The following is a 24,409-nucleotide window of genomic DNA, read 5'->3' on the forward strand; positions in this document are numbered from 1 at the left end:
GTATCAGCCGGTGCGGGCGGCGGATTCGCTGGCATTGTCGACGGTCGCGGTCGTAATCAACTCAGCAGTGACGGCTTCGACGCCGGTGACGATCGCGAGATACGAGATCCGGTCGAGCAGATTCGTCAACGACGCGATCCGCCCCTGGGTGCGGCGGTGCAGCAGCCGAGCATGCTCGCACAGCATCCCGTCATGGCTGCCGGCGAGGGTGAGGTGTTCTTCGGCGGTGCGCAGCAGCGCGAGCCAGCCGCGCATCCCGGTGTCGGTGTCGATGCTGAACGGGGCAACCGGGCAGCGGGTGGCGCGGCGGCTGGTCTGGGCGTAGACGGTGTGCTCGCCGAGCAGGCCTTCGTCGAAGAAGCGTTTGGCGGTCAGATTCACCCCGACGTAAATGAAGGTAGCGGCCATGTCGTTGGCCAAACCCTTGAGATGGTTCGATACCTCCAGGCCGTTGCGGTGCCGGAAGTCGACGAAGTGCAGATCGTCGAGCACGATCAACCGGGTACCGCAGGAGGTGACACAGTCCACCGCCAAGGCCCCGAGTTTCGAGGTGGAGGCACGGTCCACGGCCGGATGGCCGTAGAACCGCAGGATCTGCTGATTGAGGCCTTTGAGGGTGACCCCGGCGCTGAGCGGGATGAACGCCACCGGCCACCGTTGATGCCCCTCCACGGTGAGGGGTCCGTCGCGGCGCAGAACTCGCCGGTGGACGTCGCGGGCATAGCGGGTGGCGATGGTGGTCTTGCCGAGGCCGGGTTCGGCGTCGATGACCACCGAGCCGCGCAGCTTGTCGCCGTCCCGATACGCCGAGGCCATCACCTGATCGCAGATCCCGTAGGCGGCGGCGAGTTGGCTGGTCTTGATCGTCGGCAGGTTCGCGTTCCACACCATCCGGGCTTCGTTGTAGTCCTCGAGCTCCTCCTGCGACAGTCGGGACATCGCGGTGCGGGAGAGGACCTCGAACGGTTCACGCGGTGGGGCGGTGACGAAGGCGTGCCAGCCCTGTTTGCGGGAGAGCTGGTAGCGGACAGTGCCATACGTTGCCAGCCAGGTGGCCCAGGGGTTCATTCGTCGAACACCTCGAACACGTCTTCGTCGGGATGCTCCGCGTAGTACCGGTCGAATACGTCGACGTCGTCGACCACCTCCAACCGTTGAGTTCGACTGGTGGCGAGTTCGTCGAGCAGCTCGGCGACGCCCGGCACGGACGCAGTGTCGCGTTCGTCGTCGATACCGGACTGCTGTCCTTCGGTTTCCGGATGCGGGCGGTGGGCACTGAGTCGGCGGGCCAGGGCGCGGTCGCGGCGTGTCGCGACGTCGTCTCGGCTCCACGCGAGCAGCAGATCCCGTACCGCGGCGGCGGGATCGAAGTGGCGATGCTCGCGCACGGCGATGCGTTTGGCGTAGTCGGCGGCGTCCCTGCTGAACGGCTGGTTCAGGCAAGCGCCGTGCTCCCACACCAACTGATGCCAACGGTGGCTGTCCGGGTCCTGGAACCAGGCGTGCCGGATGTCGTGATTGTCGACGAAGATCGGCCACTTGCCGGCGTGCACACCGCCATACGGCGAACGGGTGGTGCGATACAAGGTGAGCCCGGATCCGTCGTAACGCAGTCCGTCGACCTCGACGCCGTAGTGCTGGATCGTACGCCAACGCACATCGAGGAACTCATACGCCAGATCCGGATTCGCCGGCAACAGCAGACCACCCGATTTGGCGACCCCGATCTCGAACATCTCGCTCGGCGAAAACCCCACCCGCGGCAGTTCCGGCACGCACAGCCCGTCATGTCGGGTGTGGTGATAGACCCGGCCCACCCATTCCCGGATGATCTGCTCGAGTTCGCTGGCGTAGTAGAACGCGGCGTCTTCGACGTCTTTGCCCCGTGAGTACACGTCCGGGCCCTTGTAGGCGGGCAGGTGCTGTAGCAGTGATTCGCGCAGGGTGCGGAAGAAGCGTTCGACGGTGGGTTTGTCGGTGGGCTTGTGCGGGATCGCCGGCTGAACGGTGATACCCAGTCGGGCGCAGACTCCGATCACATGAGAGGACAGGTACTGCTTGCCGTGATCGACGACGATCGCCTCGGGCAGACATGCCGGTAGATCCCCGACGCGTCGCTGGGAGATCCCGTCCGGGGACTCGGTGCCGACGAGCAGGTTTCGCGGCACCCCGTGATACGGCCAGAGTTGATCCGCAGTCGGGTCGGTGTCGCGGGCGGGAGTGATGCACTGGTACAGCACATTCGCCACGTCCTGGGACCGCGTCGATAGCGGTGTCAGGCGCAGTCCGAGGATGCAGCGGGTGAACAGGTCCATCGCCACGGTCAACTCCACCCCAGCCCAGCGCATGGTGACCGGTTCCATCGCGAACACATCCAGCGCGGTGGTATCGAGCACCACGTACTCCCCCGGACGGGTCGCGCGCAGTCGGCCGAGGACACCGCGGGGCCGGTCCGCCACCGACCGCCGGCCTTTCGCGCTACCGAACGCGTGCCGCCCCTTCGACAATGTCTTCACCCGCCGGTATGCCGTGCTCAGGGAGGGCAACGGCACCATGCCCGGCCCGAATTCTGCTTCCAGGTCCTTGGCAACGGCATCGATGACCGCGCCGATCGTCGGGGTCGAGACGGTGACGTACCTATCGAGCACCCGCACACATGCTGCGTCCCACCGGTGATCGACACTGGTGGCGTAGCGGCTACGGATCCGACTGTCCGTGAGTCCGGCAACTCCTGCCGCGCGGTATCCGGCGATCCAGCGGTACAGGGTGCGCACAGAGACGTGAAGTTCCGCCGCTCTGGTGGCCAACACCGATTCGAGTTCGGCGCCGGAGGTCGCAACCTCGGTCAGGATGCCGCGGACGTGTTCGGCTCGTGTTTCCAGTTCCTGAATCTGGGTTGCGGTCAGCGAGGAGAGCACTACGGCAGCAGGGTCAGCGGAGGCGGTGTCGTCCGGCGGTGAGATCGCTGTTCCCCGTGCCGCGATCTCGGTGACCGCGACACGCTGCATCCGCTCTCCGGACCGGAGGGTGACATCGTGTCCCTGCAGCGCCACGACTTCCCATGAGCAGCCGTCGAGCCAGACCTTGATTCCTGCACGTAGTTCGACGATGTTGGTCACGGCGTGCTCCTTACACCGGACACCTGCGACTGTCCGGACAGCGGCACCGTCAGGTCCACCGACCACAGACCGGACCACAGCTTCGCCAGCACCGCGATTCGCGAGCCGGGCCTGTTCACCGATGCGGCGAGGTCGTCGAGGGTCATCCCGGGCACTGCGACGCTGTCGAGTGCCCTCATCACCGCGGGGTCGATCCACTCGCTACGACGAGCGCCCCCGAGGATTCGGAGGTTCGCCAGCACTACTGGGTTTGCACCGGTCCACACTTCATACGACCAGCCCCGACTCGAACACAGTCGTTCGGTCCAGGCGAACACCTGCGCAACTGCGTCGCGACGGGCGAACTCGGCGGGTTTGACGTCGACGACCGTGAATCCGCCGTCTGTGCGTTGGAGCAGCAGATCGGGCGCATGCCGACGCATGGTCTTCCCGTCCGGGCCGCACAGCCACATCGGCTGTGCGGCGATCCGCACCACTTCCGGTGCGTAGTCCGCCAGCCACAACCGGTCCAGTTCGAGTCGGCTCTCGTAGAGGACGTGGCCACGGTTGGTGGCCGACCAGAACATCCCGGAATAGTGGCGCTGATGGGGGTGACTGCGGACTTTCCGTACCGGCAGGCCCAGGATCATCCGATAGGGATCTGCCGCAGCGAGGGTCGTCGCGACAGGATCACCTGATTCCTGCACGTACCTGACCTCAACCTCGCTGGTCCGGGGCACTTTTTCAGGGTCCCGCTACTGACACGAATTTGAGAAACCGACACGCCGCTGACAGGCGACTGACATGAAATTGAGAAACTGACACCGAATCCGAGAACCTACAGCGATTCCCGGAGCGCCGTTCGGAATCGGTTGCGCGTAGTCACTGACTGCATTTGGGCGGTGACCGACGAGAATTTCCTTTCCCGCATCGTCTTCGCCGAATGACCAGTTCAGCGCACTTTCGGGTGCACGAGGGGTGTCGGAGGGGCCGCCTACAGTGCCGGACATGGCACATCAGCAGCCCGGCGACACCTCGAGGCCCGTTCCGGTCGTTCCTGCAGGCGCTGCGGCGACGTTCCCGGACCTGACAACCGACGTCGCCGCGCGGATCGAGCGGTCGATGGCCTCGGCGCGGTCTGTGGGAACCCGCCGCGCCTACTCCTCGTCGTGGCGACGCTTCGAGAGCTGGTGTGGGCGCGCCGGGCACCGTCCGCTGCCGGCGCACCCGGCCACCGTCGCGGCGTACCTGGTCGAAGCCGCCGACACGGTCACCGCCGACGGGACGCGGTCTTACGCGCCGGCGACGCTGGGGAAATGGGTCGCCGCGATCGCCGACCAGCATCGCGGCACCGGATGCGAGAGCCCATGCGGCCACGAGATGGTGCGGGCGACGCTCGCCGGGATTCGCCGCGACTATGCCGCGGCGGGGGACCGGCCCCGGAATCCGCGCGCACCGCTGGTGACCGCGGACATCACCATCATCGTCGATCACGCCCGCCGCAGCGCAGCGGGGTGGGCATCGGAGGTGTTGGAGAGAAGAGACTCGGCGCTGCTGGTGATGGGCTACACCGGGGCGTTCCGGCGCAGCGAACTCGTCGACCTCGAATGCCGGGACGTTCGCCGTGACCGCCTCGATGGCGCCCATGTGCGGATCCGCCGCTCGAAGACGGACCAGGACGGCGTCGGGTCGGTGAAGGCGCTGCCGTTCACCGACCAGCACCGCACGTGCCCGGTGTGCGCGTGGATCCGGTGGCTGCAAGTGGTGGCCTCGTTCGATGCGGGTGGGCGGGTGGCCGTCATCCGGTTGCTCGGCCGCGCAGTCCCGTTCGAGGTGCACGTGTGCCGAGGTCCGCTGCCCACCGCAAGCGGGCGAGCGCCACTGTTCCGGTCCATCCGCAAGAACGGCAACCTCTCGACGACGGCACTGTCGGGCGCTGCGGTGCACGCGGCGATCCGGCGCCGCGCCGCCGACGCCGGCTACGACGATCACACGGTCGCCCAGTTGGGTGGGCACTCGCTGCGTGCAGGGTTCGTCACCCAGGCCTTCCGCAACGGGGCCGACGCCCACGCCATCATGCGTCAGACCGGGCACACCACCCCCGGCATGGTCGAGATCTACGCCCGCGAGAACGCACCCCTGATCGGCAACGCCGTCACCAGGCTGGGCCTGTGAACGCGGACCGTCAGGAGCTGGGGGGCGCGCTCGGCCCGGCGGGCCTCGACCGATCCGGTTCGTCGACGTGGGCACTGTTCCGCGACTGGTGCGCCGCCACCGAGCGACCGGCTCTGCCGGCGGACCCGTCCACGCTCGCGCAGTTCCTCACCGCTCATCCGGCGGCGGCGTCCACGCAGCGACGCCGCGTCGCCGACATCGACGCCGTGCACCGGCGCAGTGGACTGCCCGAGCCCGGACACGCGGTGACGATCCGGCTGGCGGTGAACGGGCGCCGCCGCGAACTCACCGCTCACTTCCGCGCGGCGGCGACGTCGATGATCGAGACGATCCCGACGCACGGCTGGCCTCACGCGTTGTTCGGCCGCCGCGACGCGATGATCCTGACGCTGGTCGCATCCGGAATGACCTCCACCGAGATCACTGTGTTGCGGCGCGGCGACATCACCATCGACGGCGCGGACCTCGTCGTCCGTGGGAACCATCGCATCACGGAAGATCTGTTCGGTGACCGCAGCGGTCACGGTCCGGTCGCGATCTATCGGCGGTGGGCGCAGGTTCAGTCGATTCTCGACGGTGCTGTGACGAATCGGATGATGGCCGACGCTCTCGACCCGGCTCGTGCAGGGGCCCCGAGGACCGGCGACGCGAGAGAACTGATCCCGGCGGCGCGCGCGAACGACCCGCTTTTGGTGCGCATCGACCGCTGGGGCCACACCCCGTGGGCGCCGGACCCGCTGACCGGAAGGTCAGCGTCGATCCTTGCGAGAGCACACCTGACAGGGCAGTCGCCGACTCATCGCGGACGCATCACGGGGCCGGGCGAAGTCCCCGACACTGCCGACCCGTGGTTCGAGGACGACTTCGTCCTCGATGAGAACTACTACGCGCACGGAACCCTGGCGCGTCGGCGCGCTCACCAGCGACTGTCGGATGTGGGTGCACGACTCGACGAGGTCGACGACCGCATCGAGGAGCTCCTGCGCAAGATCGACAGCATCGACGTGGCGCCGCCGGGCTAGCGGACCGCGGAATCCGAACCGTGCCGGGGCGCGATGATCCCGCGAGCCGGGGCCCAGCAGTTCATGGAACGGCGCCCAAAGCCGACGGGTGAGCGGATGCGGGTCAGGACGCGGCGGCGACAAGTCGGCCGAGTACTCCGGATTCGAGGAGGATGAAGATACCCAAGCCGATGAACACCGCGGGTACGAGCCAGTGTTCGACCCGTTCGAGAGTGTCGACGACCTTTCTGCGTGTTCCCAGGACGCTGCCGGCGTAGCACCAGATTCCGACGCAGATCAGGAACACGGCGATGGTGAGCGCGGTCTGTGGCGCCCCGAGTGTCCGGAAGACGGGGGTGTAGACGGCGATGTTGTCGGCGCCGTTGGCGATGGTGATGGCGGCGACACCGGCCATTCCGGTCGCCGCGACCGGGGGTTCGTCGTCGTCGTCGCTGCGCAGGCCGCGGATCAGTGTCCACAGGCCGAGCGACAGGGGCAGCACACCGAGCAGCCCGACCCAGTCCTGCGGCACGATGACCAGTCCGAGTGCGGCAACGACGCTGATCGCGACGAGGGTGATCAGGCCGAGATACTGGCCGGCGACGATCTGCCAGGCCCGTGGCCGACCCTGGCTCGCGGAGGCGACGAACAGCACGGTCAGCACGACGATGTCGTCGATGTTGGTGCCGGCGAACATGGCGACGGCCGCGGCGATGGTGGTGATCACTGCCGCACCGCGTGACGACAGGATGACCGGGCGCCCCGGGCGCCCCGGGCGGCGTGTTCGAGCGTGGCTGCGGAGGCCCGTCGTCGACGTCGCGACGCGCTCATGCGGATGGCTCCTGCGGGGGAGCGGGATCGGAGTGCGTCCTGCCCTCTCGCAGGGTCGCGATGATGACCAGTACGACTCCGCAGGTGAGGTAGGTGTCGGCGAGGTTGAAGGTGGGCCACCAGCCGGTGTGGAAATAGTCCGTGACGCGGCCGTCGGCGGCGCGGTCGATCACGTTGGCGGCGGCACCGGCGACGATCGCCGCCAGTCCCACGGTCCCGGTCGGTGACCCGGCGGGGACGGTGCGCCACGCGTAGACGCCGATGGCGGCGGTGATGGTGGCGGTGACGGCGATGAGTACCCACGGCGGCAACCCGTTGCCGACGCTGAAGGCGACACCGCTGTTGTAGGCGAGCTTGAGTTGCAGTAACCCCAGGTCGACGACGCGGCCGTCGGAGAGTGCGCGGCGGGCGACGGGGTCGGCCGCGAGTGCAGCCGCGACGAGGACAGCGACGACGATCGTCAGGGTCCACCGGGATCGAGTCGCCGAGCGGCCCCCGGTCGAGACCGCCGGCATCGGGCCCGTCGGGCCCGATGTGGGGTCCGGGCTCATGTGCGGGCCTCGGCTGCTGCCGGGGCAGGTGCGGGCACCGCTGCGGCGGGCAGGGGGTGGGTGCGGCCGGCGCGGACGCCGTTGGCGATGACCACGATCTCGGCGAGTTCGTGCACCAGCACCACCGCGGCCAGACCCAGGACCCCGAACAGGGCGAGCGGCATCAGCACGATGATGATCGCCAGCGACAGTCCGACGTTCTGCAACATGATGCGCCGGGATCGGCGCGCGTGAGCCAAGGCGTGCGGCAGGTGCCGCAGATCCTCACCCATCAGGGCGACGTCCGCGGTCTCGATGGCCACGTCGGTGCCCATGGCGCCCATGGCGATTCCGAGGTCGGCGGTGGCGAGTGCGGGGGCGTCGTTGACGCCGTCGCCGACCATCGCGGTCGACCGGCGGCCTTTCAGGTCGCCGATGATGCGTGCTTTGTCCTCCGGTCGCAGATCTGCGTGGACCTCCTCGATACCGACGTCGGCGGCCAGCGCGCGGGCGGTGCGTTCGTTGTCCCCGGTGAGCATCGCGACGTGGTAGCCGTCGCGGCGGAGACCGGCGACGACTTCTGCGGCTTCGGGTCGCAGTTCGTCGCGGACCGCGATCGCGCCGAGGGGGCGGCCGTCCTGTTCGATGAGCACGGCGGTGGCTCCGGCGTGCTGCATCCGTTCCACGTCCGCGGCCAGCGGGCCGGGGTCGATCCACCCGGGCCGCCCGAGTCGGATGTCGGTACCGCGGAGGCGCCCGGTGAGTCCGGCGCCGGTGACGGCGACGACGTCCTCGGCGGGAGTGTGGTTGTCGACGGCGGCGAGGATCGCCGCGGCCAGGGGGTGCTCGCTGCGCACTTCCAGCGCTGCGGCCACGGCGAGGACCTGCTCGCGGGTCGCACCGTTGGCGGTGGCGACGTCGATGACGACCGGCTTGTTGCGGGTCAGGGTGCCGGTCTTGTCGAGCGCGATCGCGCGGATGCGGCCCAGCGCTTCGAGGGCTGCGCCTCCCTTGACCAGGACGCCGAGTTTGCTGGCGGCGCCGATCGCCGCGACGACGGTGACCGGGACGGCGATGGCCAGTGCGCACGGTGAGGCGGCGACGAGGACGACCAGTGCGCGTTCGATCCAGACCCGTGGTTCGCCGAGCAGGCTGCCCACGGCGGCGATGAGGGCGGCGGCGACCATGATCGCCGGTACCAGGGGCTTGGCGATCGTGTCGGCCAGCCGCTGAGCCTCACCCTTGCGGGACTGCTCGGCCTCGACGATCCGGACGATCTTGGCCAGCGAGTTGTCCTCGGCGCGTGCGGAGACCTCCACCTCGAGGACGCCGGTCCCGTTGATGGCCCCGGCGTACACGTCGTCGCCGGGCCCGGCCTCGACGGGCACCGATTCGCCGGTGATCGCCGAGGTGTCGAGTGCGGTGGTGCCGCGGCGGATGGTGCCGTCGGTGGCGATGCGTTCACCGGGCTTGACGATCATCATCTCCCCGAGCATCAACTCGGTCGGCGACACCGACTGCTCGCGGCCGTGCCGGCGGACCGTGGCGGTGTCGGGAACGAGGGACAGCAGTGCCCGTAGACCGCGCCGGGTGCGGGCGACCGCGTACTCCTCGAGGCCTTCGCTGATGGCGAAGAGGAACGCGAGCATCGCGGCCTCGCCGACCTCACCGAGGATCACGGCGCCGACCGCCGCGATGGTCATCAGGGTGCCGACGCCGATCTTGCCGCGGGCCAGGCGCCGGAGTGTCGACGGGACGAAGGTGTAGCCGGCGACGATCAGCGCGAGCGATTCGAGCACCAGGGTGACGCGATCGGGTCCGCCGGTCCACCCGACGATCAATCCTGCCGCCAGGAGAACACCGGCCAGTGCGGCGGCGCGGATCTCGGTGATCTGCCACAGCTTGTCGGGTTCGTGCTCCTCGTCGCCGTCCGGGCGGGGTTCGTCGTGGCCGCAGCCGCACGCGTCGCTCATGCGATCACCGCCGGCCCGGCGGACTCGGTGCCGTAGTTCGGGCACAGTGCCACCGCGTTCCCGGTGGCGGCGAGGAGGTTCTCGGCCGAGGCGAGCAGGTCCAGCAGTTCCGGCCGGTCGAGGGAGTAGAACACCTGTCGGCCCTGGGGGCGACCGGTGACCAGGCCGCAGTCCCGCAGGCACGCCATGTGCGCCGACACCGTCGATTGGGCGAGCCCCAATTCGCTGACCAGGTCCGCCACGCGTACCTCGCCATCGGCGAGTCGACGCACGATGGCCAGACGGGTGGCATCGGAGAGACTGTGGAACAGCGACACCGCGGCATCGAGTGCCGACGCGGTGCCGCCGGACAGACACGCACCAGAATTAATCGTCATCCGACGATGATAGCAGTCTGATCCGGTGTGATCGGTGTGGAACGATCCGATGGCCGAGGGGCCCGTCGCCGCCCGCCGAATCACGTCAATTACTATGCCACGTAGTATTTGAATGAGCGGCCGGTAGCCGGCGCGTCGTCAGTGCAAAGGAGTGGAGCGTGACTCGGTCCGTCAAGGTCTCGATCGTCCTGATCGCGGTGTTCGCTGTCGCGCTCGCGTCGTTCGTGTTCTGGAGCTCGAACAACTCCGATGCTGCGGCGGCGGCCGAGGACGCCGCCGGTGACCCGGCGGCGGTGGCGGTGCGGGAGAACAGTCACCGCCTCAGCGACCCACCGGAGAGCAGGGCGACGTTCGTGGAGTTCCTGGACTTCGAGTGCGAGGCGTGCCGGGCGGCGTACCCGGCGGTGGAGCAGCTGCGCGAGACCTACGGCGACACGGTCACCTTCGTCGTCCGATACTTCCCGATCCCGTCGCACGCCAACGCCGAGCGCGCCGCACGTGCCGTGGAGGCCGCCGCTCAGCAGGGCCGGTTCGAAGCGATGTATCAGCGGATGTACGAGACGCAGGCGCAGTGGGGTGAGCAGCAGGCACCCATGGACAACCTGTTCCGCGAGTTCGCCGCCGGACTGGGCCTGGACATGACCGCATTCGACGCTGCCTACGACGACCCGGCGACGCTCGAGCGGATCCGCGCGGACGTGGCCGACGGGCAAGCGCTCGGAGTGCAGGGAACCCCGACCTTCTTCGTCGACGGCGTCCGCGTCGAGGCGACCGACATCAGTGATCTCACCGATGCCCTCGACGCCGCTCTGCGCTGACCGCGCCGCCGCGCCCGCGCCGCCACCGACGCGGCCGTTCGCGCGGCTGTTGCCGTGGCTGCTCCTGGCCGCGGGAGCGCTCGGGTTCGCCTCCGCCTTCGCGCTGACGGTCGAGAAGTTCACCCTCGCGTCGAACCCGTCCTACGTCCCGACGTGCAGCATCAACCCGGTCCTGAACTGCGGGTCCGTGATGAGCACCGAGCAGGCGTCGGTGTTCGGATTTCCCAACTCCCTGATCGGCGTCGGGGGATTCGCCGCACTGGGCGCCGTCGGCGTCGCGCTGCTCGCCGGAGCAGTGTTGTCCTGGTGGTTCTGGGCAGTGGTGCAGGTGGCGATGACCGCGGCCGTGGTGTTCGTGCACTGGCTGATCGGTCAGAGCCTGTACGAGATCGGCGCACTGTGCCCGTACTGCATGGTGGTGTGGGCGGTGACGGTGCCGGCGTTCTGGTACGTCACCCTGACCAACCTCGACCGCCTCACCACCGCCCGCGGCGGACCCGGGTGGGCGAGAGCGCTCGTGCGCACGCATTCGGTTCCGCTGACCCTGTGGTTCCTCACGCTCGCCGGGCTGATCGCAGTGCGGTTCTGGTCGTACTGGAGCACGCTCGCATGAACGCCCGCCGTTCGGCTACAGGACGCCGGGTGCCCCGGCGGATCGTCGGCGCCGCGGCGGCGGCGATGACGGTGGTGCTGGCGCTCTCGGGCTGCGCCGGCGGCTCGGACGCGGTCGCCTCCGGAGGCACGTTCGATTTCGTCGCCCCCGGCGGACAGACCGACATCTTCTACGACCCACCCGACTCCCGCGGCGCGATCGGACCCATGAGCGGACCGGACCTGATGGACCCCGCCGCCGTCACCTCGGTGTCGGACTTCGCCGGCAACGTCGTGGTGATCAACCTGTGGGGCCAGTGGTGCGGACCCTGTCGCGGTGAAGCCGACGACCTCGAACAGGTCTACGAGCGCACCCGCGACCTGGGTGTGAACTTTCTCGGTATCAACGTCCGCGACCTGCAGCAGGACAAGGCGCAGGACTTCGTGGTCGACAACAACGTCTCGTACCCCTCGATCTACGACCCCGCGATGCGCACGCTGACCGCCCTGGGCGGCAGTTACCCCGCCAGCGTGATCCCCTCGACGCTGGTGCTCGACCGCGAGCACCGCGTGGCCGCGGTGTTCATGCGGGCGCTGCTGGCCGAGGACCTGCTGCCCGTCGTCCAACGGGTGGCGGCCGAGTGAACGAGCTCCTGGCGCAGGACATCGGAACACGATTCCAGGACCTCGCCGCGACAGGGCCGCTTCTGTTGGCTGTAGCGGCGTGCGTGCTCGCCGGCCTCGTCTCCTTCGCCTCCCCGTGCGTGGTCCCGCTCGTTCCCGGATACGTGTCCTACCTGGCCAGCATCTCCGGCGCAGACCAGCCGACCGCGAACAGCGCGGCCGGCGGGAACGCCGCCGGCGGCGCGGCGCCCACCCTGGCGTCCCGGTGGCGGGTGGTGGGGGCGGCGGCACTGTTCGTGGCCGGATTCACCGTGGTGTTCGTGCTGGCGACGGTGTCGGTGTTCGGTGTCATCGGCACCCTGCGGCTCAATCAGGAGCTGCTGCAACGGATCGGGGGTGTGGTCACCATCGTCATGGGGATGACCTTCCTGGGATTCGTTCCGGCGCTCCAACGCGACACCCGATTCGCGCCGCGGCAGATCTCGTCGCTGGCCGGCGCCCCGCTGCTCGGCGGAGTGTTCGCGCTGGGATGGACGCCGTGTCTGGGCCCCACCCTCGCCGGTGTGCTCTCCGTCGCCGCCGGCACCGAGGGCGCCACGGCGGCGCGGGGGGTGCTGCTGATCACCGCCTACTGCCTCGGCCTCGGATTCCCGTTCCTCGCGTTGGCGTTCGGGTCGAGTTCGGCGGTCCGCAGCATCGGGTGGCTGCGCCGCAACACCCGGACCATCAAGACCGTCGGCGGGCTGATCATGATCGCGGTCGGGGTCGCACTCGTCACCGGAGTGTGGAGTGTGTTCATCAGCTGGATCCGGGACGAGTTCGTCACCTCGGTGATCCTGCCCATCTGACCTGCACCCCGCCGCCCGGACCGCGCACCGTCGCCGTTCGACGACTGTGTCGATGGTGTGACTCCCGGGATCGTTCACCACGGTCGGCCCTCGGTACCGGCGCGGGCGGGGGGCAGTTCGAGCCGGTCACCGGACGCGGCGTTCCCCGGTGGCGAGGGAGTGCAGATACGCGTTGTACGCCAGGTGTGCGGAATCGTCGTCCGAGTGCGTCGACGACGGCGCCGATCTCGACGTCTCGTGCTTGTGCCACGCGATGCAGAAGATCACCACAACCAGCAGTGCGACGGGTTCACCGTACGACCACGCCAACGCTCCGGCGAGTTTCTGATCGGCCACCGGATCCAGGTCCCAGTCCTCCGGCGGGGAAGCGAACGTGGCGAGCATCGGGGTCGTCGACATCATCAGGATGACTCCGAAGAACACGTGCAGCGGCATCTCGACGAACAGATCGAACAGCCGACCCAGGTAGCTCTGCCGGATCGGCAGCGGCCCGACCGCCAGCACCGGGACGATGAACACCAGCCCGCTGAGCAGGAAGAAGACCTCGATGGAGGTGTGCCCGAGCACGGTCGAGGCGAGCGCGTCGAACAACGACGACAGATACAGCCCGTAGTAGCTGAACAGGAACAGCGGAATCGTCACTCCGGGATGTAGCGCGAGACGTCCCGCTCGGCTGCGCAGTCCCCACAGCGCCGCGACCAGCACGGCCCGACCCGCTCCGTGATGCGCGGCGCTGCGCAGCAGCAACCTGCCGGGCGAGCCGACCACCAGCAACGGGGGGACCGCCATCGACAGCGTCAGGTGCTGGAACATGAAGATGCTGAACACTTCGTAGCCGTAGCGTTCGATCTGCAGACCCGTCACCGCCGCCAACGCCGCACACCCGGCGAGGAAGCTCGCCGTACGCCACCGCGGCCACGCCCGCCCGGTCCGCCGCACCCGGTACACACCCCAGCAGTACAGGCCCGCCATGACGGCGGCGGCCAGAGGGAGGATCGGTAGCGGCGGCACGTCCCACGACAGCAGCGCGCCGAGGTCCGGGGGAGCCTGTGGGAGGTCGACGATCGACGACGTCATCTGCGCGGCGTCACGGCTTGTTCTTCTTGCGGATCACCAACGTGACGGCGATCGCTCCCAACCCGAGGACGGCGATACCCAGCGTGGTCAACAGCACCGCGGTGTCCTGCTTGGGTTCGCGTTCGCCTTCGCTGGCCGCGGGATCTCGCGGGTCGTAGGCCGGCGCGGCGGTGGTCGTCGGTGTCGCGGCGGCGCCCGCGGCAGCAGGGGCGTCGGTGGGGGAGGGCGACGAGGGGGCGTCGACCGGGTCGAGGGAGGTCACCGTGAAGTCGTACGAGCCGGTGATGGGGTGACCGTCGGCTGAGGTGACGCGGTAACCGACGGTGTAGCGGCCGACGGGGGCGCCCTCGCGTACCGACACCGTCACGGTGGGGCCGTCGACATCGGTGTCGCCCTGCGCCCACTGCTCGTTGCCCGGTCCCACGACGCTGACCGTGGCAAAGGATTCGTTGATGTCCTGGTTGAAGACCAGTTCGACCCCGATGGGGGCGTAGTCCAGTGCCTGACCGGCTTCGGGGTTGGAGCTGATCAGTTCACTGTGCGCCGCGGCGGGCGCTGCTCCGAGCAGCGCGAGACCGACCGCCAACATCAGGGCCATGACACTGCGTTTCACCGGTACGTCCTTCATCTGTCGCGGCGACCGACGCGCACCCCACACGGTGGGCGTCGCGGGTCTCGGGGTCGGGAAGGGGGGGCGTCCCTCTTACCGGGCGGCGGCGCCGCGGACCCAGCGTATCGGAAATACTATGCGGCGTAGTTTTCGGGTCAGGACTGCAGGACCAGGCAGAGCAGCGCCGAGAAGGTGCTCAATGTCAGGGCCGCGGCGGCGACGACGAGCACCGGCAGGACGGCGACGGCAGCATGGGCGGTCGAGGTGGTGTGCGTGATCGACCCGTCGAGTCGTCGAATCCGGTCGCGCGTGGTCTCGTTCATCAGCCCCAACGCCCAGGACGGGCGGATCGACTCCGCGCCGGAGACGGTGGCCAGGGCTGAGCTCACCGCGGCGGCGCTGGTCGCGCCGGCCGCGCTCCGGTCGGCGGCATGCTCGACCAGGACCCGGATCGCGCCCGGCGCCGCGCCGAACAGGGGAATGCGGGGAAAGGCGGCGGCGAGGGTTTCGGCGGCGGCGACGAGGGCGTGGTGCCGCCCGTGCAGATGCGCACGCTCGTGCGCCAGCACGGCGTCCTGCTGGTCGTGGTCGAGGTGCTCGCGCAGACCCTCGGTGGCGACGATGAACCCCGGGCGCCCGCTCACGCTGTACGCCAGGGGTAGCGGGTGGTCCAACCACAGCACACGCTCGGGGCCGCTCCCGGCACGCGCGACGATCGAGAGCAGGTCGCGGTGCCGCTCGCGGACGAGGCTGCGGGCTCGCCGCTGCGAGCGCGCCGAGCGTGCCAGTCGCACCGCCGCCCCGGCAGCCAGGGCGGCCGAGGTCAGAGCTGCGGCTTCTCCGACCCACGGCCGTGCGGTGTGCAGCAGGCTGCTCGCACACGAGACGGCGAGCTCCACCAGCCCCTCGGCGGGGGCGTGATCGGGCCAAAGCAGCACCACCAGCGCCGCGGCGAGCAGGACGAACACCGCCGCGACACTGCTGATCCACGCGGTGAGAGCGAGGGACGGGGCCACACGCCGGGTGAGGGCGTCGAGCCAGTAGGGGCCGGCGGTGGCCAGGGTGAACGCCGCGATTCCCAGGACCGCCGCGGCGATCATCGCTCCGCCCCGGGGAGGTGGGTGCGGAGGGCGTCGAGTTCGCGGGCGGTGGCGGTCTTCGCGAAGTGCATCAGCACCGCGGCGGAGTCGCCGCTGGTGTCGAGGATGTCCCGCAGTGCCTGCGAGGTCGCTTCGGCGCGGGTCTGCACCGGGGAGTAGATGTAGGCGCGGGAGAGTTTGGTGCGATGTACCCACCCCTTCTCGTGCAGATGCGTCACGACGGTCAGGACGGTGGTGTAGGCCAGGTCGCGGTCGCTGAGCAGGTCCCGCAGCTCGTGCACCGACCTGGGGGTATCGCTCTCCCACAGCACGTTCATCACCGCTGCCTCGAGGTCGCCGAGCCTCTTCATCACTGTCAGTTCTCTCTGCCGTCCGTCACTGCGCACTGTTCGTCGTCTGCCCCACGTTCACGCCCCGCGCCGCGAGCCAGGTGGTGGGATCGGACTTCGCCCCGTCCGCCTGCCACACCTCGTAGTGCAGGTGCGGGCCGGTGGACTGGCCGCGATTGCCCACCGTAGCAATGAGATCGCCGGCGGCGACTCGTTGTCCTGCGCTGACGAGAGCCTCGTCGATGTGACCGTAGACGCCGATGGTCCCGTCGTCCTGGCGGATGCGCACCCACAGTCCGAACCCGTCCGCCGGGCCGGCCTCGATGACCACCCCGTCGGTGACCGAGACGATGGGGGTGCCGATGGTGTTGGCGATGTCGAGTCCGTAGTGGGTGCTGCCCCACCGGGGGCCGTAGGCGGAGGTCACGGTCCCCGACACCGGAGACGCGGTCAGCGGCCTGCGGGCGATGGCCTCGCGCAGCGCTTGCTCCGCCTGACGCAGGCCTCCCTTCGCCAGTTGATCGGTCAGCTCACGCGCTGTCCGGTCGAGGTCGGGCAGCGCCAGTATCTGCGGAGGAGAAGGGAGTGACGGAGCGGTGCTCGGGGTGGTCGCCGGTCCGAACTCGGCGGCCGCGGTCCCGGTGGGCGCCGCCGAGCTCGACTCGGGGAAGCCGGCGGCCGCCGACAGGACGGCGCCGACGGCGATCGAGACGACGATGGTGCGGCCACCCACCGCCGGGGCGGGTCGACGATGTGCGCCGCGGCGCCGCGGAGTTCCCGCTGCTCGGGTCGGGATCGCCGCGGTGGTGGGCGGTGTGGCGGTGTGCGGCGCGGTGGTGGGCACCACCGCCGGGTCCCTGCGCCGGGCTGCTCGGTCCGAGGGGAGAGGCGCTGCGAGGTCGGCGCCCCCGGCCGGCCCGGTCCGGTCCGACACGGACATCGACGGGGCGTCCCAGCTCGGGCCCCGGGTCGGTGGGCAGGCCGTCGGGGCGTCCCGCACGAGTTCGCGGCCTCGCACGGGCGGGATCGGGGCTCCCCAGCCGGGGCCGCGGGTCGGTACGGAGGGCCACGTCTCGTCGAGCAGATCGGGTTTACGGTGACGAGCCAAGATCGTGATCCTCAGGGGTGCGGGTCTCGTGATTCGGTAACGAAACGGTGACGGTCAGGCCACAGTACAACTATTCAGCATAGTTTTTCCATCGCTCCCGAGTCGGGCGCCGCCGGTCAGTCGTCCTCGGGAGCGCCCGCCGCCGCGGTTCCCCGTCGACCGCGCCCGTCGGTCTCGGCGCGGCCGTGACCGCCGTTCGTCGGCAGGGCGCCGAGCATCTCGTTGTATGCCAGGAGTTCGCGATCCTCGGCATCGTCGTCGGTCCGCCGATCCGACGCCGACCACCGCACGGCGGCGAGGACGGCGGCGAGCAGCAAGGGGAGCTCGCCGAGTGCCCAGGCGAGATTGCCCGCCCGGCGCTGATCGGCGAGCAGGTCGGTGTTCCACTCCAGCCGCAGGTTCTCGTAGTACGCCGCGGCGACGGCGGTGTCGGTATCGATCAGGGCGACGACGAAGGACGCGAAACCGCCCAGGAGCAGGAAGGTGGCGAGCAGACGCGTGGGGCCGCCGACTCGGCGGGGGACGGGATCGAGGCCGATCGTCGACCAGAAGAACGCCAGTCCCCAGACCAGCAGCCAGGCGCGGACGATGATGCCGGCGACGTGGGAGTCCGCGGCCGCATCGAAGAGACCGCCGCGGTAGATCACGAACAGGCTCACCAGCAGCACGGTGGCCGACACCCACGGCGAGGAGGCGAACCGGGCGATCCGACCGTGGAACACCGACCGCAGGAAGTGTCGCCACCCCAGTGCCCCGTCCTGCGGCGCAGCGGTCGGTGTCACGGAGGCCACGAGGGTGATCGGGCGCCCCAGGACCAGGAGCATCGAAGCCAGGATCGTGGTGGCGACGATGCTCGCGATGTGGGCGCTGAACACGGCGGGGGCGTAGAGCCCGACGCCGGAGGACGTGGCGAGCAGCATGACTGCGGCGCCGGCGATCCAGCTGGCGGTCCACCGCCTGCGCCAGTGCAGGCCCAGGCGGCGTCGACGGCGGACGGCAAGGAGGTAGATCACGACGGCCAGGACCGCGGCCGAGCCGAACAGCAGGTCGATGCGCCAGTCGAACACCGCGCGGGCCACCGTGAGGGGTCCGTCGAGGGCGAAGCCCAGCACTTCCTCGTGGGCCTGTGGCAGGCCCTCGTCCTCCGGCGCCGGCGGCGGCGTCCGGCCCAGTGCGACGGCCAGGGCCACCGTGGCCAGGAGGACGAAAGTCTCGACGACCGACAGGCGCAGGAAGGCGCGGCGGCGCTCGACCGTGTCGGACGGCCGCGAGAGTGCGCCGATCAGGTGGCGTCGCTGGCGCCACCCGAAGACGCCGAGCGCGATCAGCGCCGCCGCCTTGCCGAGAACCAGGATTCCGTAGGTCGATCCCCACAACGCCGTCACCGGCACGCGCACCGCGGCATTGACGACACCGGAGACGGCGATGACGGCGAAGGCGACCGTCGCGAAGCGCGAGTACCGCTGCGTCGCCCGCGCCACGTCGTCGCCCCGGCGACCGGCGTGGGCGAGCAGTGCGAGCAATCCGCCGATCCACACCGCCGCCGCCACGATGTGCAGGATCAGCGAATCGGTGGCGATGTCGTGATCGCCGCCGGTGGAGGAGTGCCCGGACACCGCGCGGGGCATGAGCGTGAGCACCGCGCCCGCGAACAGTGCGGGCATCACTGCGTGGGTGAGGGCGGACCGGCAGATCACGGCGACGACGGCGGCCAGTACCGCGGTCGCCGCCCACGCCGCGGCAGTGTCCACGTCCGCCACCGCGGCGGCGAACAGAGCAGGCTGCGCCGCGACCTCGGAGATCGGTCGACCCGAGGCATCGGACAACGTCAGCGGCACCAGCAGCGCGGCGCACACCGCCCACGCCGACATCGCCGCCGCCGCCGTCCGCGCCGCGAGGTAGCCGTCGAGGTCGAGGACACCTGTTCGCTGCGGCGGGAGGACGAACGCGGACAGCAGCAACGACCCGACGGCGATGGCGGCGCAGACCTCCCCGGCGGCGGTCAGCGCCGGGATGCCGAGCGTGGTGAGCAGTCCCGGGTCGGGCAACCCCAGCAAGGACAACGCCTGCGACGTGGAGCGACTCGCCAGGGCAGCGGCCAGAACGCCCGCTATCACCGGGGCCGCGGTCAGTGCTGCGGCGACCAGTTGGCGCCCCTGCGCGGCGCCTCTGCGGGCGGTGTCGGTCGGCATCGGTCTGCACCCCTTCTCGGTGGCCCGTCCCAGGCGCCCGGGACCGAGACACCGCGACGAGAACCCTGTTCTACTACGGAGCATAGTTGTTGTGGAGGTGCGGCCCTCCCGCCCGCAGGCCCTTGCATACATGCGCATCCGTGCATATGTTGTCCGGACGGCCGACCAGGGTCGACGAAGGAGGAGCTGTGGGACACGGACACGGACACGGTGTAGGCGACAAGGATCCGGTGAGCGCCTCCGGCGCTCACCTCACGCGGTTGTGGATCGCGGTCGGGCTGGGATGCGCCACGCTGATCACGCAGGTGGTGGTCGGGCTGTCCACCTCGTCGCTCGCGTTGCTGTCCGATTCGGCGCACGTGTTCACCGACGTCTTCGGCATCCTGATGGCCGTGGTCGCGATCTCCCTGGCCCGACGAGGATCGGCGCGTTCGGACCGCACCTTCGGGCTCTACCGCGCCGAGGTGTTCGCGGCGTTGTTCAACGCGATCCTGCTCTTCGCCGTGGCGGGATGGATTCTCTACGAAGCGGCCCAGCGCATCTCCGATCCCCCCGAGGTGGCGGGTGTACCGGTGATGGCCGTCGCGACGTTCGGACTGCTGATGAACATCGCCGCCTTCCTCCTGCTGCGCAGCGGCGCGAAAGAAAGCCTGAACGTGCGCGGCGCGTACCTCGAGGTGATGGCCGACATGCTCGGATCCGTCGGAGTCCTGATCAGCGGCCTGGTCACCGTGCTGTTCGGCTGGCGATACGCCGACCCGGTCATCGGCGTCGCCATCGGCCTGTTCGTGCTGCCCCGCGCCTACTCCCTCGGGCGCAGTGCCCTGCGGATCCTGCTGCAACACGCACCCGCACGGCTCGACATCGACGAGGTGACGGCGGCGCTGGCCGCAGTGGACGGAGTCCAGGACGTCCACGACCTGCACGTGTGGACCCTCACCTCGGGCATGGAGGTGGCCTCGACGCACATGGCGGTGCACGACGGGGTCGAGCCGGCCGCGGTGCTGGCCCGGGCGCGGGAGATCCTCGCCGACCGCTACGGTCTCGAACACGCGACCATCCAGGTCGAGCCGGTCCAGGGACAAGGGCGGTGCTCCGAACTGTCCTGGTGACCAGGGACGCATCACGCCGCTCTCACACCAGGGCAGCAGGTGCACCGACGCGCCTGTGGTCGACCGTGTGTCCCGTTCCGTGAGGCGCAGGCCGCCGACCCGAAAATACTATGTATCGTAGTAATTGAGGGGCGGGTGTCGTCCTGTGTCCACGGATGTGACCGGGGGAGTGCATGACGACAGAGACCCTCGCTGCGGGCGACCCCGCCCGCAGCGGAGCCCGCCCCGGGGATCTGCGCGCACGCGCACTGCGCGCCCTGCTTGTCCGCGGCGGCGGAGCAGCCCTGTCCGGGGGACTGCTGTGGGCCGGGTTCCCGCCGCGCGACTGGTGGTTCTTCGCCGTCATCGCCCTCGCGATCCTGACCGCGGTCCTGCGCGGAGTCGGCGTCCGAGCGGGCGCAGCCTACGGCGCCGTGGCCGGCGCAGCCTTCTTCGTTCCGCTGCTGCCGTGGGTGGGTGAATACGTCGGCGCCGCACCGTGGTTGGCGCTCGCCGTCATCCAGGCAGGCTTCGTCGCGCTCTTCGGTGCAGCAGCGGCCGCGCTGTGGCGACTACCCGCGGCGCCACTGTGGATCGCGTGCGCCTGGGTCGGCGCCGAGGCGGTCCGATCCCGCGTCCCGTTCGGCGGTTTCCCCTGGGGCCGCACCGCATTCGGACAGGCGGAAGGTCCCCTGTTGCCGCTGGCGGCGTGGGTGGGCGCTCCGGGCATCGGCTTCGTCGTCGCCCTCGTCGGCGCGGCGACGACCGCCGCCGCCGCCGAGGTGATGGGTCGGCGCCGCGTCGCGCAGCTCATCGGCCCACTCGGCGCGATGGCACTCGTGCTCGCCCTCACCGCGGCCGCGGCAACGGCCACGACACCGCAGTCGGCTCCCGCCGATCGTCGCGAAGTGACTCTCGCGCTGGTGCAGGGCAACGTCCCTCGGGCCGGACTGGACTTCAACGCCCAGCGCCGCGCCGTGCTCGACAATCACGTGGCGCGGACGCTGGAGCTCGCCGCGGACATCGACGCGGGCAGGGCGCTGCGCCCGAGCCTGGTCATCTGGCCCGAGAATTCCTCGGACATCGACCCGCTGCGCAACCCGGACGCCGCCGCGGCCATCACCGGCGCGGCCCGCGCGGTGGGTGTCCCGATCCTGGTCGGCGCCGTCCTGCGGCGCGGCGACGGCACCACCACGAACACCTCGATGGTGTGGGACCCGGTGACCGGACCGGCGGACACCCACGACAAGCGCCAGCTCGTGCCGTTCGGTGAGTACCTCCCGCTGCGCCCGCTCGTCACCGCCCTGGTCCCGTCGGCCGCCCGCGCCGGCAACTTCGTCCCCGGCAACGGTGACGGTGTCGTCGAGATCGCCGGTCTGCGTGTCGCGGTCGCCACCTGTTACGAGGTGGCGTTCGATGCGCTCGTCACCGATGCCGTCCGCACCGGCGCCCAGCTCATCGCGGTCCCGACCAACAACGCCACCTTCGGGCGCACCGAGATGACCTACCAACAACTGGCGATGTCGCGGGTGCGCGCGGTCGAACACGGACGCAGTGTGGTCGTCTCGGCCACCAGCGGTGTCAGCGCAATCATCGACCCCACCGGCGAGGTCACCCAACGCACCGACCTGTTCACCCCCGCCGCCCTCGTGGCGACCCTGCCCCTCGGCGACGAGCTGACTCTCGCGACCAGACTGGGCAGCGCACCCGAAGGCGCCGCCACCGCAGCGGCCGTCCTGGCGCTGATCGCCGCGTCCATCGCGGCGCGGCGAACCCGACGTGGAACACCGAACCCCGCCGGTGCACCCGCGCAGGTGGCCGGCACATGACGACGCCCGTACAGAACCGCCCGGATGCGCGGCCCACCACCGCACGCAGCGCCGCCGCAACCGTCCGCAACACCTGGCGGCGCCTGACGTCGATGCGCACCGCCCTGATCCTGCTGTTCCTGCTCGCGCTCGCAGCGATCCCCGGGGCACTGTTCCCGCAGCGAGACCTCAACAGTCAGGCGGTGGCCGACTACATCGCGTCCCGACCGGCGATCGGCCCCGCCCTCGACGCACTCGGGGTGTTCGACGTCTTCTCGAGCGCCTGGTTCACCGCCATCTACACCCTGCTGTTCGTCTCCCTCATCGGCTGCCTGCTCCCGCGGGTGGTCGACCATGCCCGCGCACTGCGAGCCCGACCGGTCGCGGTGCCGCGCAACCTCGGTCGTCTGACCCTGCACCGCGGCGGTGCCCGCGCCGGCGGCGGGCCCAGAGAGATCGCCGACGAGATCCGCACGCACCTGCCGCGGTGGCGGACCGAGACCAGGACCGAGCCCGACGGCGCCGTCACCGTCTCGGCCGAGAAGGGTTACACCCGCGAAGCCGGCAACCTGATCTTCCACTTCTCCCTGGTCGGGGTCCTCGCCGCCGTCGCGATCGGCAAGATCGTCGGCTACGAAGGATCGGTGATCGTCGTCGCCGACAACGGACCCGGGTTCTGCAACACCTCACCCGCCGTCTACGACTCCTTCCGCGCGGGCAGCGCCGTCGACGGAACCGGCCTGGACCCGTTCTGCGTGCGCGTGAAGAACTTCACCGCCGACTACCTGCCGAACGGGCAGGCCGAGATGTTCACCTCCGACATCTCCTACCAGAGCGGCTCCGACCTGACAACCGGCACCTGGAGCGACTACCAACTGAAAGTCAATTCACCTCTGCGACTGGGAAACCAGCGGGTGTACCTCACCGGACACGGCTACGCACCCACCTTCACCGTCACCTTCCCCGACGGCCAGACCCGCACCGAGACAATACAATTCCGGCCCGACGACGCCACCACATTCCTCAGCAGCGGCGCCCTACGCATCGACCCACCCGGCGGCTCCTACACCGACCCGGACGAGCGGCGCCGCAACCAGATCGCCATCGAAGGGCTCTTCGCACCCACCGCGGAATTCAACGGCGCCCTCCTGAGCTCCCGATTCCCCGAGATGACCGACCCCGCAGTGGCCATCGACATCTACCGCGGCGACGCCGGACTCGACACCGGGATCCCCCAGTCCATCTTCGCGCTGGGCACCTCGATGATCGAACAGGGGCGCCTGGTCAAACAGGACCGAGTCAACCTGCGCCCCGGCCAGTTCGCCACCCTCGACGACGGCACCACCGTCCGATTCGACGGCGCAAAAGAGTTCGCCAACCTCCAAGTCGGATACGACCCCACCCAGAAATGGGTCCTCGTCTTCGCCACCACCATGATGCTCGGACTCGTCGTCTCCCTCACCATCCGGCGCCGACGAGTCTTCGTTCGCATCCGCCCCACCGGCACCGGGCACGCCGAGGTGCAGATGGCCGGACTGGCCCGCACCGACCACGCCGGGTGGGGACCGGAATTCGACACCCTCGCCGACCGGATTCTCCCCGAGCCCACGACCACCACACACCCACGACAGAACGGTCCGGAAGATCATGCTCACTGACACCTTCCGCCGCCGCCCCTCCACCGCACCGAACACGAATCCGGCCGAACCGGGGCGCGCGCAGAACTCCGCACCACACGAGACAGCCGCGTCGGCGCCCGGCCACGACGGAGCACCGCAACCCACGATGAGACGCCCCGCCCTCGTCGTCCTCGTCGCCGCGGCGTTCACGGTGTGCCTGATCCTCGGGTACTGGCAATGGGACCGGTTCACCTCCACCGGGGGCACCGGACAGAACCTCGGCTACACCTTCCAGTGGCCGCTGTTCGCCGCGTTCGTCGTCTTCGCCTACCGCCGCTTCGTGCACCTCGAGGACTCCACCAGCACGACGACCACCGAGCCGCCCCCGGCGTCGGCAGTCACGGAGATCCCGATAGACGTGCTCCCGCCGCGCGTGAGACTGGCGCCGTCGGACACCCTCGGAACCGACACGGAATCGCGCCAGATGGCGCAGTACAACACTTATCTCGCCGAACTCGCGGCACGCTCGGACGCGGACGCGGACGCAGCAACCAAGCAGGTACCGCCGGCGGCACCCCACGACTGACTCACGTCGCAGTGCCGCTCACG

Annotated in this window: 23 protein-coding genes; 10 read left to right on the forward strand and 13 right to left on the reverse strand. The window is 69.8% G+C overall.

Features of this window, described 5'->3' with window-relative positions; translation table 11 throughout:
• Window positions 1-3: 3 nt before the first annotated feature.
• The 3 genes from ACY466_RS04045 to ACY466_RS04055 are packed head-to-tail and all read right to left on the reverse strand — an operon-like array spanning window position 4 to window position 3,805.
• The gene (locus tag ACY466_RS04045) at window positions 4-1,068 is read right to left on the reverse strand and encodes an ATP-binding protein (protein ID WP_059384188.1); all 1,065 of its coding nucleotides are present in this window, start codon (window positions 1,066-1,068) and stop codon (window positions 4-6) included.
• Window positions 1,065-3,119: a helix-turn-helix domain-containing protein gene (locus ACY466_RS04050; RefSeq protein WP_269596755.1), complete on the reverse strand. Its 2,055-nt coding sequence runs from the start codon at window positions 3,117-3,119 to the stop codon at window positions 1,065-1,067. Before ACY466_RS04050 ends, ACY466_RS04045 begins: the two co-directional genes overlap by 4 nt.
• The gene (locus tag ACY466_RS04055; protein ID WP_226435562.1) at window positions 3,116-3,805 is read right to left on the reverse strand and encodes a TnsA-like heteromeric transposase endonuclease subunit; all 690 of its coding nucleotides are present in this window, start codon (window positions 3,803-3,805) and stop codon (window positions 3,116-3,118) included. Before ACY466_RS04055 ends, ACY466_RS04050 begins: the two co-directional genes overlap by 4 nt.
• A 301-nt stretch (window positions 3,806-4,106) precedes the next feature.
• Between ACY466_RS04055 and ACY466_RS04060 the strand changes: the two genes are divergently transcribed.
• Both ACY466_RS04060 and ACY466_RS04065 read left to right on the forward strand, forming a co-directional pair.
• Window positions 4,107-5,273, forward strand: a complete 1,167-nt coding sequence (locus tag ACY466_RS04060; RefSeq protein ID WP_463250018.1) for a site-specific integrase — start codon at window positions 4,107-4,109, stop codon at window positions 5,271-5,273.
• On the forward strand, window positions 5,270-6,295 hold the full coding sequence (locus ACY466_RS04065; protein ID WP_463250020.1) for a recombinase: 1,026 nt from the start codon (window positions 5,270-5,272) through the stop codon (window positions 6,293-6,295). The genes ACY466_RS04060 and ACY466_RS04065 overlap by 4 nt, the downstream gene beginning before the upstream one ends.
• Window positions 6,296-6,398: 103 nt before the next feature.
• Here ACY466_RS04065 and ACY466_RS04070 read toward each other — a convergent pair whose 3' ends face one another.
• The 4 genes from ACY466_RS04070 to ACY466_RS04085 all read right to left on the reverse strand — a co-directional run bounded on the left by ACY466_RS04070 (window position 6,399) and on the right by ACY466_RS04085 (window position 9,985).
• The gene (locus ACY466_RS04070; protein WP_463250021.1) at window positions 6,399-7,001 is read right to left on the reverse strand and encodes a cadmium resistance transporter; all 603 of its coding nucleotides are present in this window, start codon (window positions 6,999-7,001) and stop codon (window positions 6,399-6,401) included.
• Between the two features lie 100 nt (window positions 7,002-7,101).
• Window positions 7,102-7,656 carry a signal peptidase II gene (locus ACY466_RS04075; RefSeq protein ID WP_463250023.1) on the reverse strand — a complete coding sequence of 185 codons (555 nt, stop codon included), beginning with the start codon at window positions 7,654-7,656 and terminating at the stop codon, window positions 7,102-7,104.
• Entirely contained in the window at window positions 7,653-9,608 is a 1,956-nt protein-coding gene (locus ACY466_RS04080; protein WP_463250025.1) for a heavy metal translocating P-type ATPase, read from the reverse strand. Before ACY466_RS04080 ends, ACY466_RS04075 begins: the two co-directional genes overlap by 4 nt.
• On the reverse strand, window positions 9,605-9,985 hold the full coding sequence (locus tag ACY466_RS04085; protein WP_463250026.1) for an ArsR/SmtB family transcription factor: 381 nt from the start codon (window positions 9,983-9,985) through the stop codon (window positions 9,605-9,607). The genes ACY466_RS04080 and ACY466_RS04085 overlap by 4 nt, the downstream gene beginning before the upstream one ends.
• Before the next feature lie 158 nt (window positions 9,986-10,143).
• Here ACY466_RS04085 and ACY466_RS04090 point away from each other — a divergent pair, with 158 nt between their 5' ends.
• The 4 genes from ACY466_RS04090 to ACY466_RS04105 all read left to right on the forward strand — a co-directional run bounded on the left by ACY466_RS04090 (window position 10,144) and on the right by ACY466_RS04105 (window position 12,866).
• Entirely contained in the window at window positions 10,144-10,803 is a 660-nt protein-coding gene (locus ACY466_RS04090) for a DsbA family protein (protein WP_463250028.1), read from the forward strand.
• Entirely contained in the window at window positions 10,778-11,416 is a 639-nt protein-coding gene (locus ACY466_RS04095) for a vitamin K epoxide reductase family protein (protein WP_463250030.1), read from the forward strand. Before ACY466_RS04090 ends, ACY466_RS04095 begins: the two co-directional genes overlap by 26 nt.
• Before the next feature lie 65 nt (window positions 11,417-11,481).
• The gene (locus ACY466_RS04100) at window positions 11,482-12,039 is read left to right on the forward strand and encodes a TlpA family protein disulfide reductase (protein ID WP_463252130.1); all 558 of its coding nucleotides are present in this window, start codon (window positions 11,482-11,484) and stop codon (window positions 12,037-12,039) included.
• Window positions 12,036-12,866 (forward strand): cytochrome c biogenesis CcdA family protein, encoded by an 831-nt coding sequence (locus ACY466_RS04105; RefSeq protein WP_463250031.1) that lies wholly within the window; start codon window positions 12,036-12,038, stop codon window positions 12,864-12,866. Before ACY466_RS04100 ends, ACY466_RS04105 begins: the two co-directional genes overlap by 4 nt.
• A 126-nt stretch (window positions 12,867-12,992) precedes the next feature.
• Here ACY466_RS04105 and ACY466_RS04110 read toward each other — a convergent pair whose 3' ends face one another.
• The 6 genes from ACY466_RS04110 to ACY466_RS04135 form a co-directional block, all read right to left on the reverse strand.
• Window positions 12,993-13,943, reverse strand: a complete 951-nt coding sequence (locus ACY466_RS04110) for a cytochrome c oxidase assembly protein (RefSeq protein WP_222647663.1) — start codon at window positions 13,941-13,943, stop codon at window positions 12,993-12,995.
• A gap of 10 nt (window positions 13,944-13,953) precedes the next feature.
• Window positions 13,954-14,556 carry a copper resistance CopC family protein gene (locus ACY466_RS04115; RefSeq protein WP_308115841.1) on the reverse strand — a complete coding sequence of 201 codons (603 nt, stop codon included), beginning with the start codon at window positions 14,554-14,556 and terminating at the stop codon, window positions 13,954-13,956.
• Between the two features lie 152 nt (window positions 14,557-14,708).
• The gene (locus tag ACY466_RS04120) at window positions 14,709-15,653 is read right to left on the reverse strand and encodes a M56 family metallopeptidase (protein ID WP_463250033.1); all 945 of its coding nucleotides are present in this window, start codon (window positions 15,651-15,653) and stop codon (window positions 14,709-14,711) included.
• On the reverse strand, window positions 15,650-16,003 hold the full coding sequence (locus ACY466_RS04125) for a BlaI/MecI/CopY family transcriptional regulator (protein ID WP_463250035.1): 354 nt from the start codon (window positions 16,001-16,003) through the stop codon (window positions 15,650-15,652). Before ACY466_RS04125 ends, ACY466_RS04120 begins: the two co-directional genes overlap by 4 nt.
• Window positions 16,004-16,028: 25 nt before the next feature.
• Window positions 16,029-17,090, reverse strand: a complete 1,062-nt coding sequence (locus ACY466_RS04130) for a M23 family metallopeptidase (RefSeq protein WP_463250037.1) — start codon at window positions 17,088-17,090, stop codon at window positions 16,029-16,031.
• Window positions 17,091-17,206: 116 nt separating this feature from the next.
• Window positions 17,207-19,282, reverse strand: coding sequence for a cytochrome c oxidase assembly protein (locus ACY466_RS04135; RefSeq protein WP_463250038.1), 2,076 nt, complete (start codon window positions 19,280-19,282; stop codon window positions 17,207-17,209).
• Window positions 19,283-19,470: 188 nt separating this feature from the next.
• On the opposite strand from ACY466_RS04135, the gene ACY466_RS04140 reads away from it, so the two are divergent.
• From ACY466_RS04140 to ACY466_RS04155, 4 genes are all read left to right on the forward strand, one after another.
• Window positions 19,471-20,394 (forward strand): cation diffusion facilitator family transporter, encoded by a 924-nt coding sequence (locus ACY466_RS04140; protein ID WP_222647666.1) that lies wholly within the window; start codon window positions 19,471-19,473, stop codon window positions 20,392-20,394.
• Between the two features lie 173 nt (window positions 20,395-20,567).
• Window positions 20,568-22,202, forward strand: coding sequence for an apolipoprotein N-acyltransferase (gene lnt, locus ACY466_RS04145; RefSeq protein WP_463250040.1), 1,635 nt, complete (start codon window positions 20,568-20,570; stop codon window positions 22,200-22,202).
• Window positions 22,199-23,839 carry a cytochrome c biogenesis protein ResB gene (gene resB / locus ACY466_RS04150; protein ID WP_222647668.1) on the forward strand — a complete coding sequence of 547 codons (1,641 nt, stop codon included), beginning with the start codon at window positions 22,199-22,201 and terminating at the stop codon, window positions 23,837-23,839. Before lnt ends, resB begins: the two co-directional genes overlap by 4 nt.
• The gene (locus ACY466_RS04155) at window positions 23,829-24,386 is read left to right on the forward strand and encodes a hypothetical protein (RefSeq protein ID WP_374198549.1); all 558 of its coding nucleotides are present in this window, start codon (window positions 23,829-23,831) and stop codon (window positions 24,384-24,386) included. Before resB ends, ACY466_RS04155 begins: the two co-directional genes overlap by 11 nt.
• Window positions 24,387-24,409: the final 23 nt, after the last annotated feature.

The organism is Rhodococcus sp. K11/5 (genome assembly GCF_055193735.1).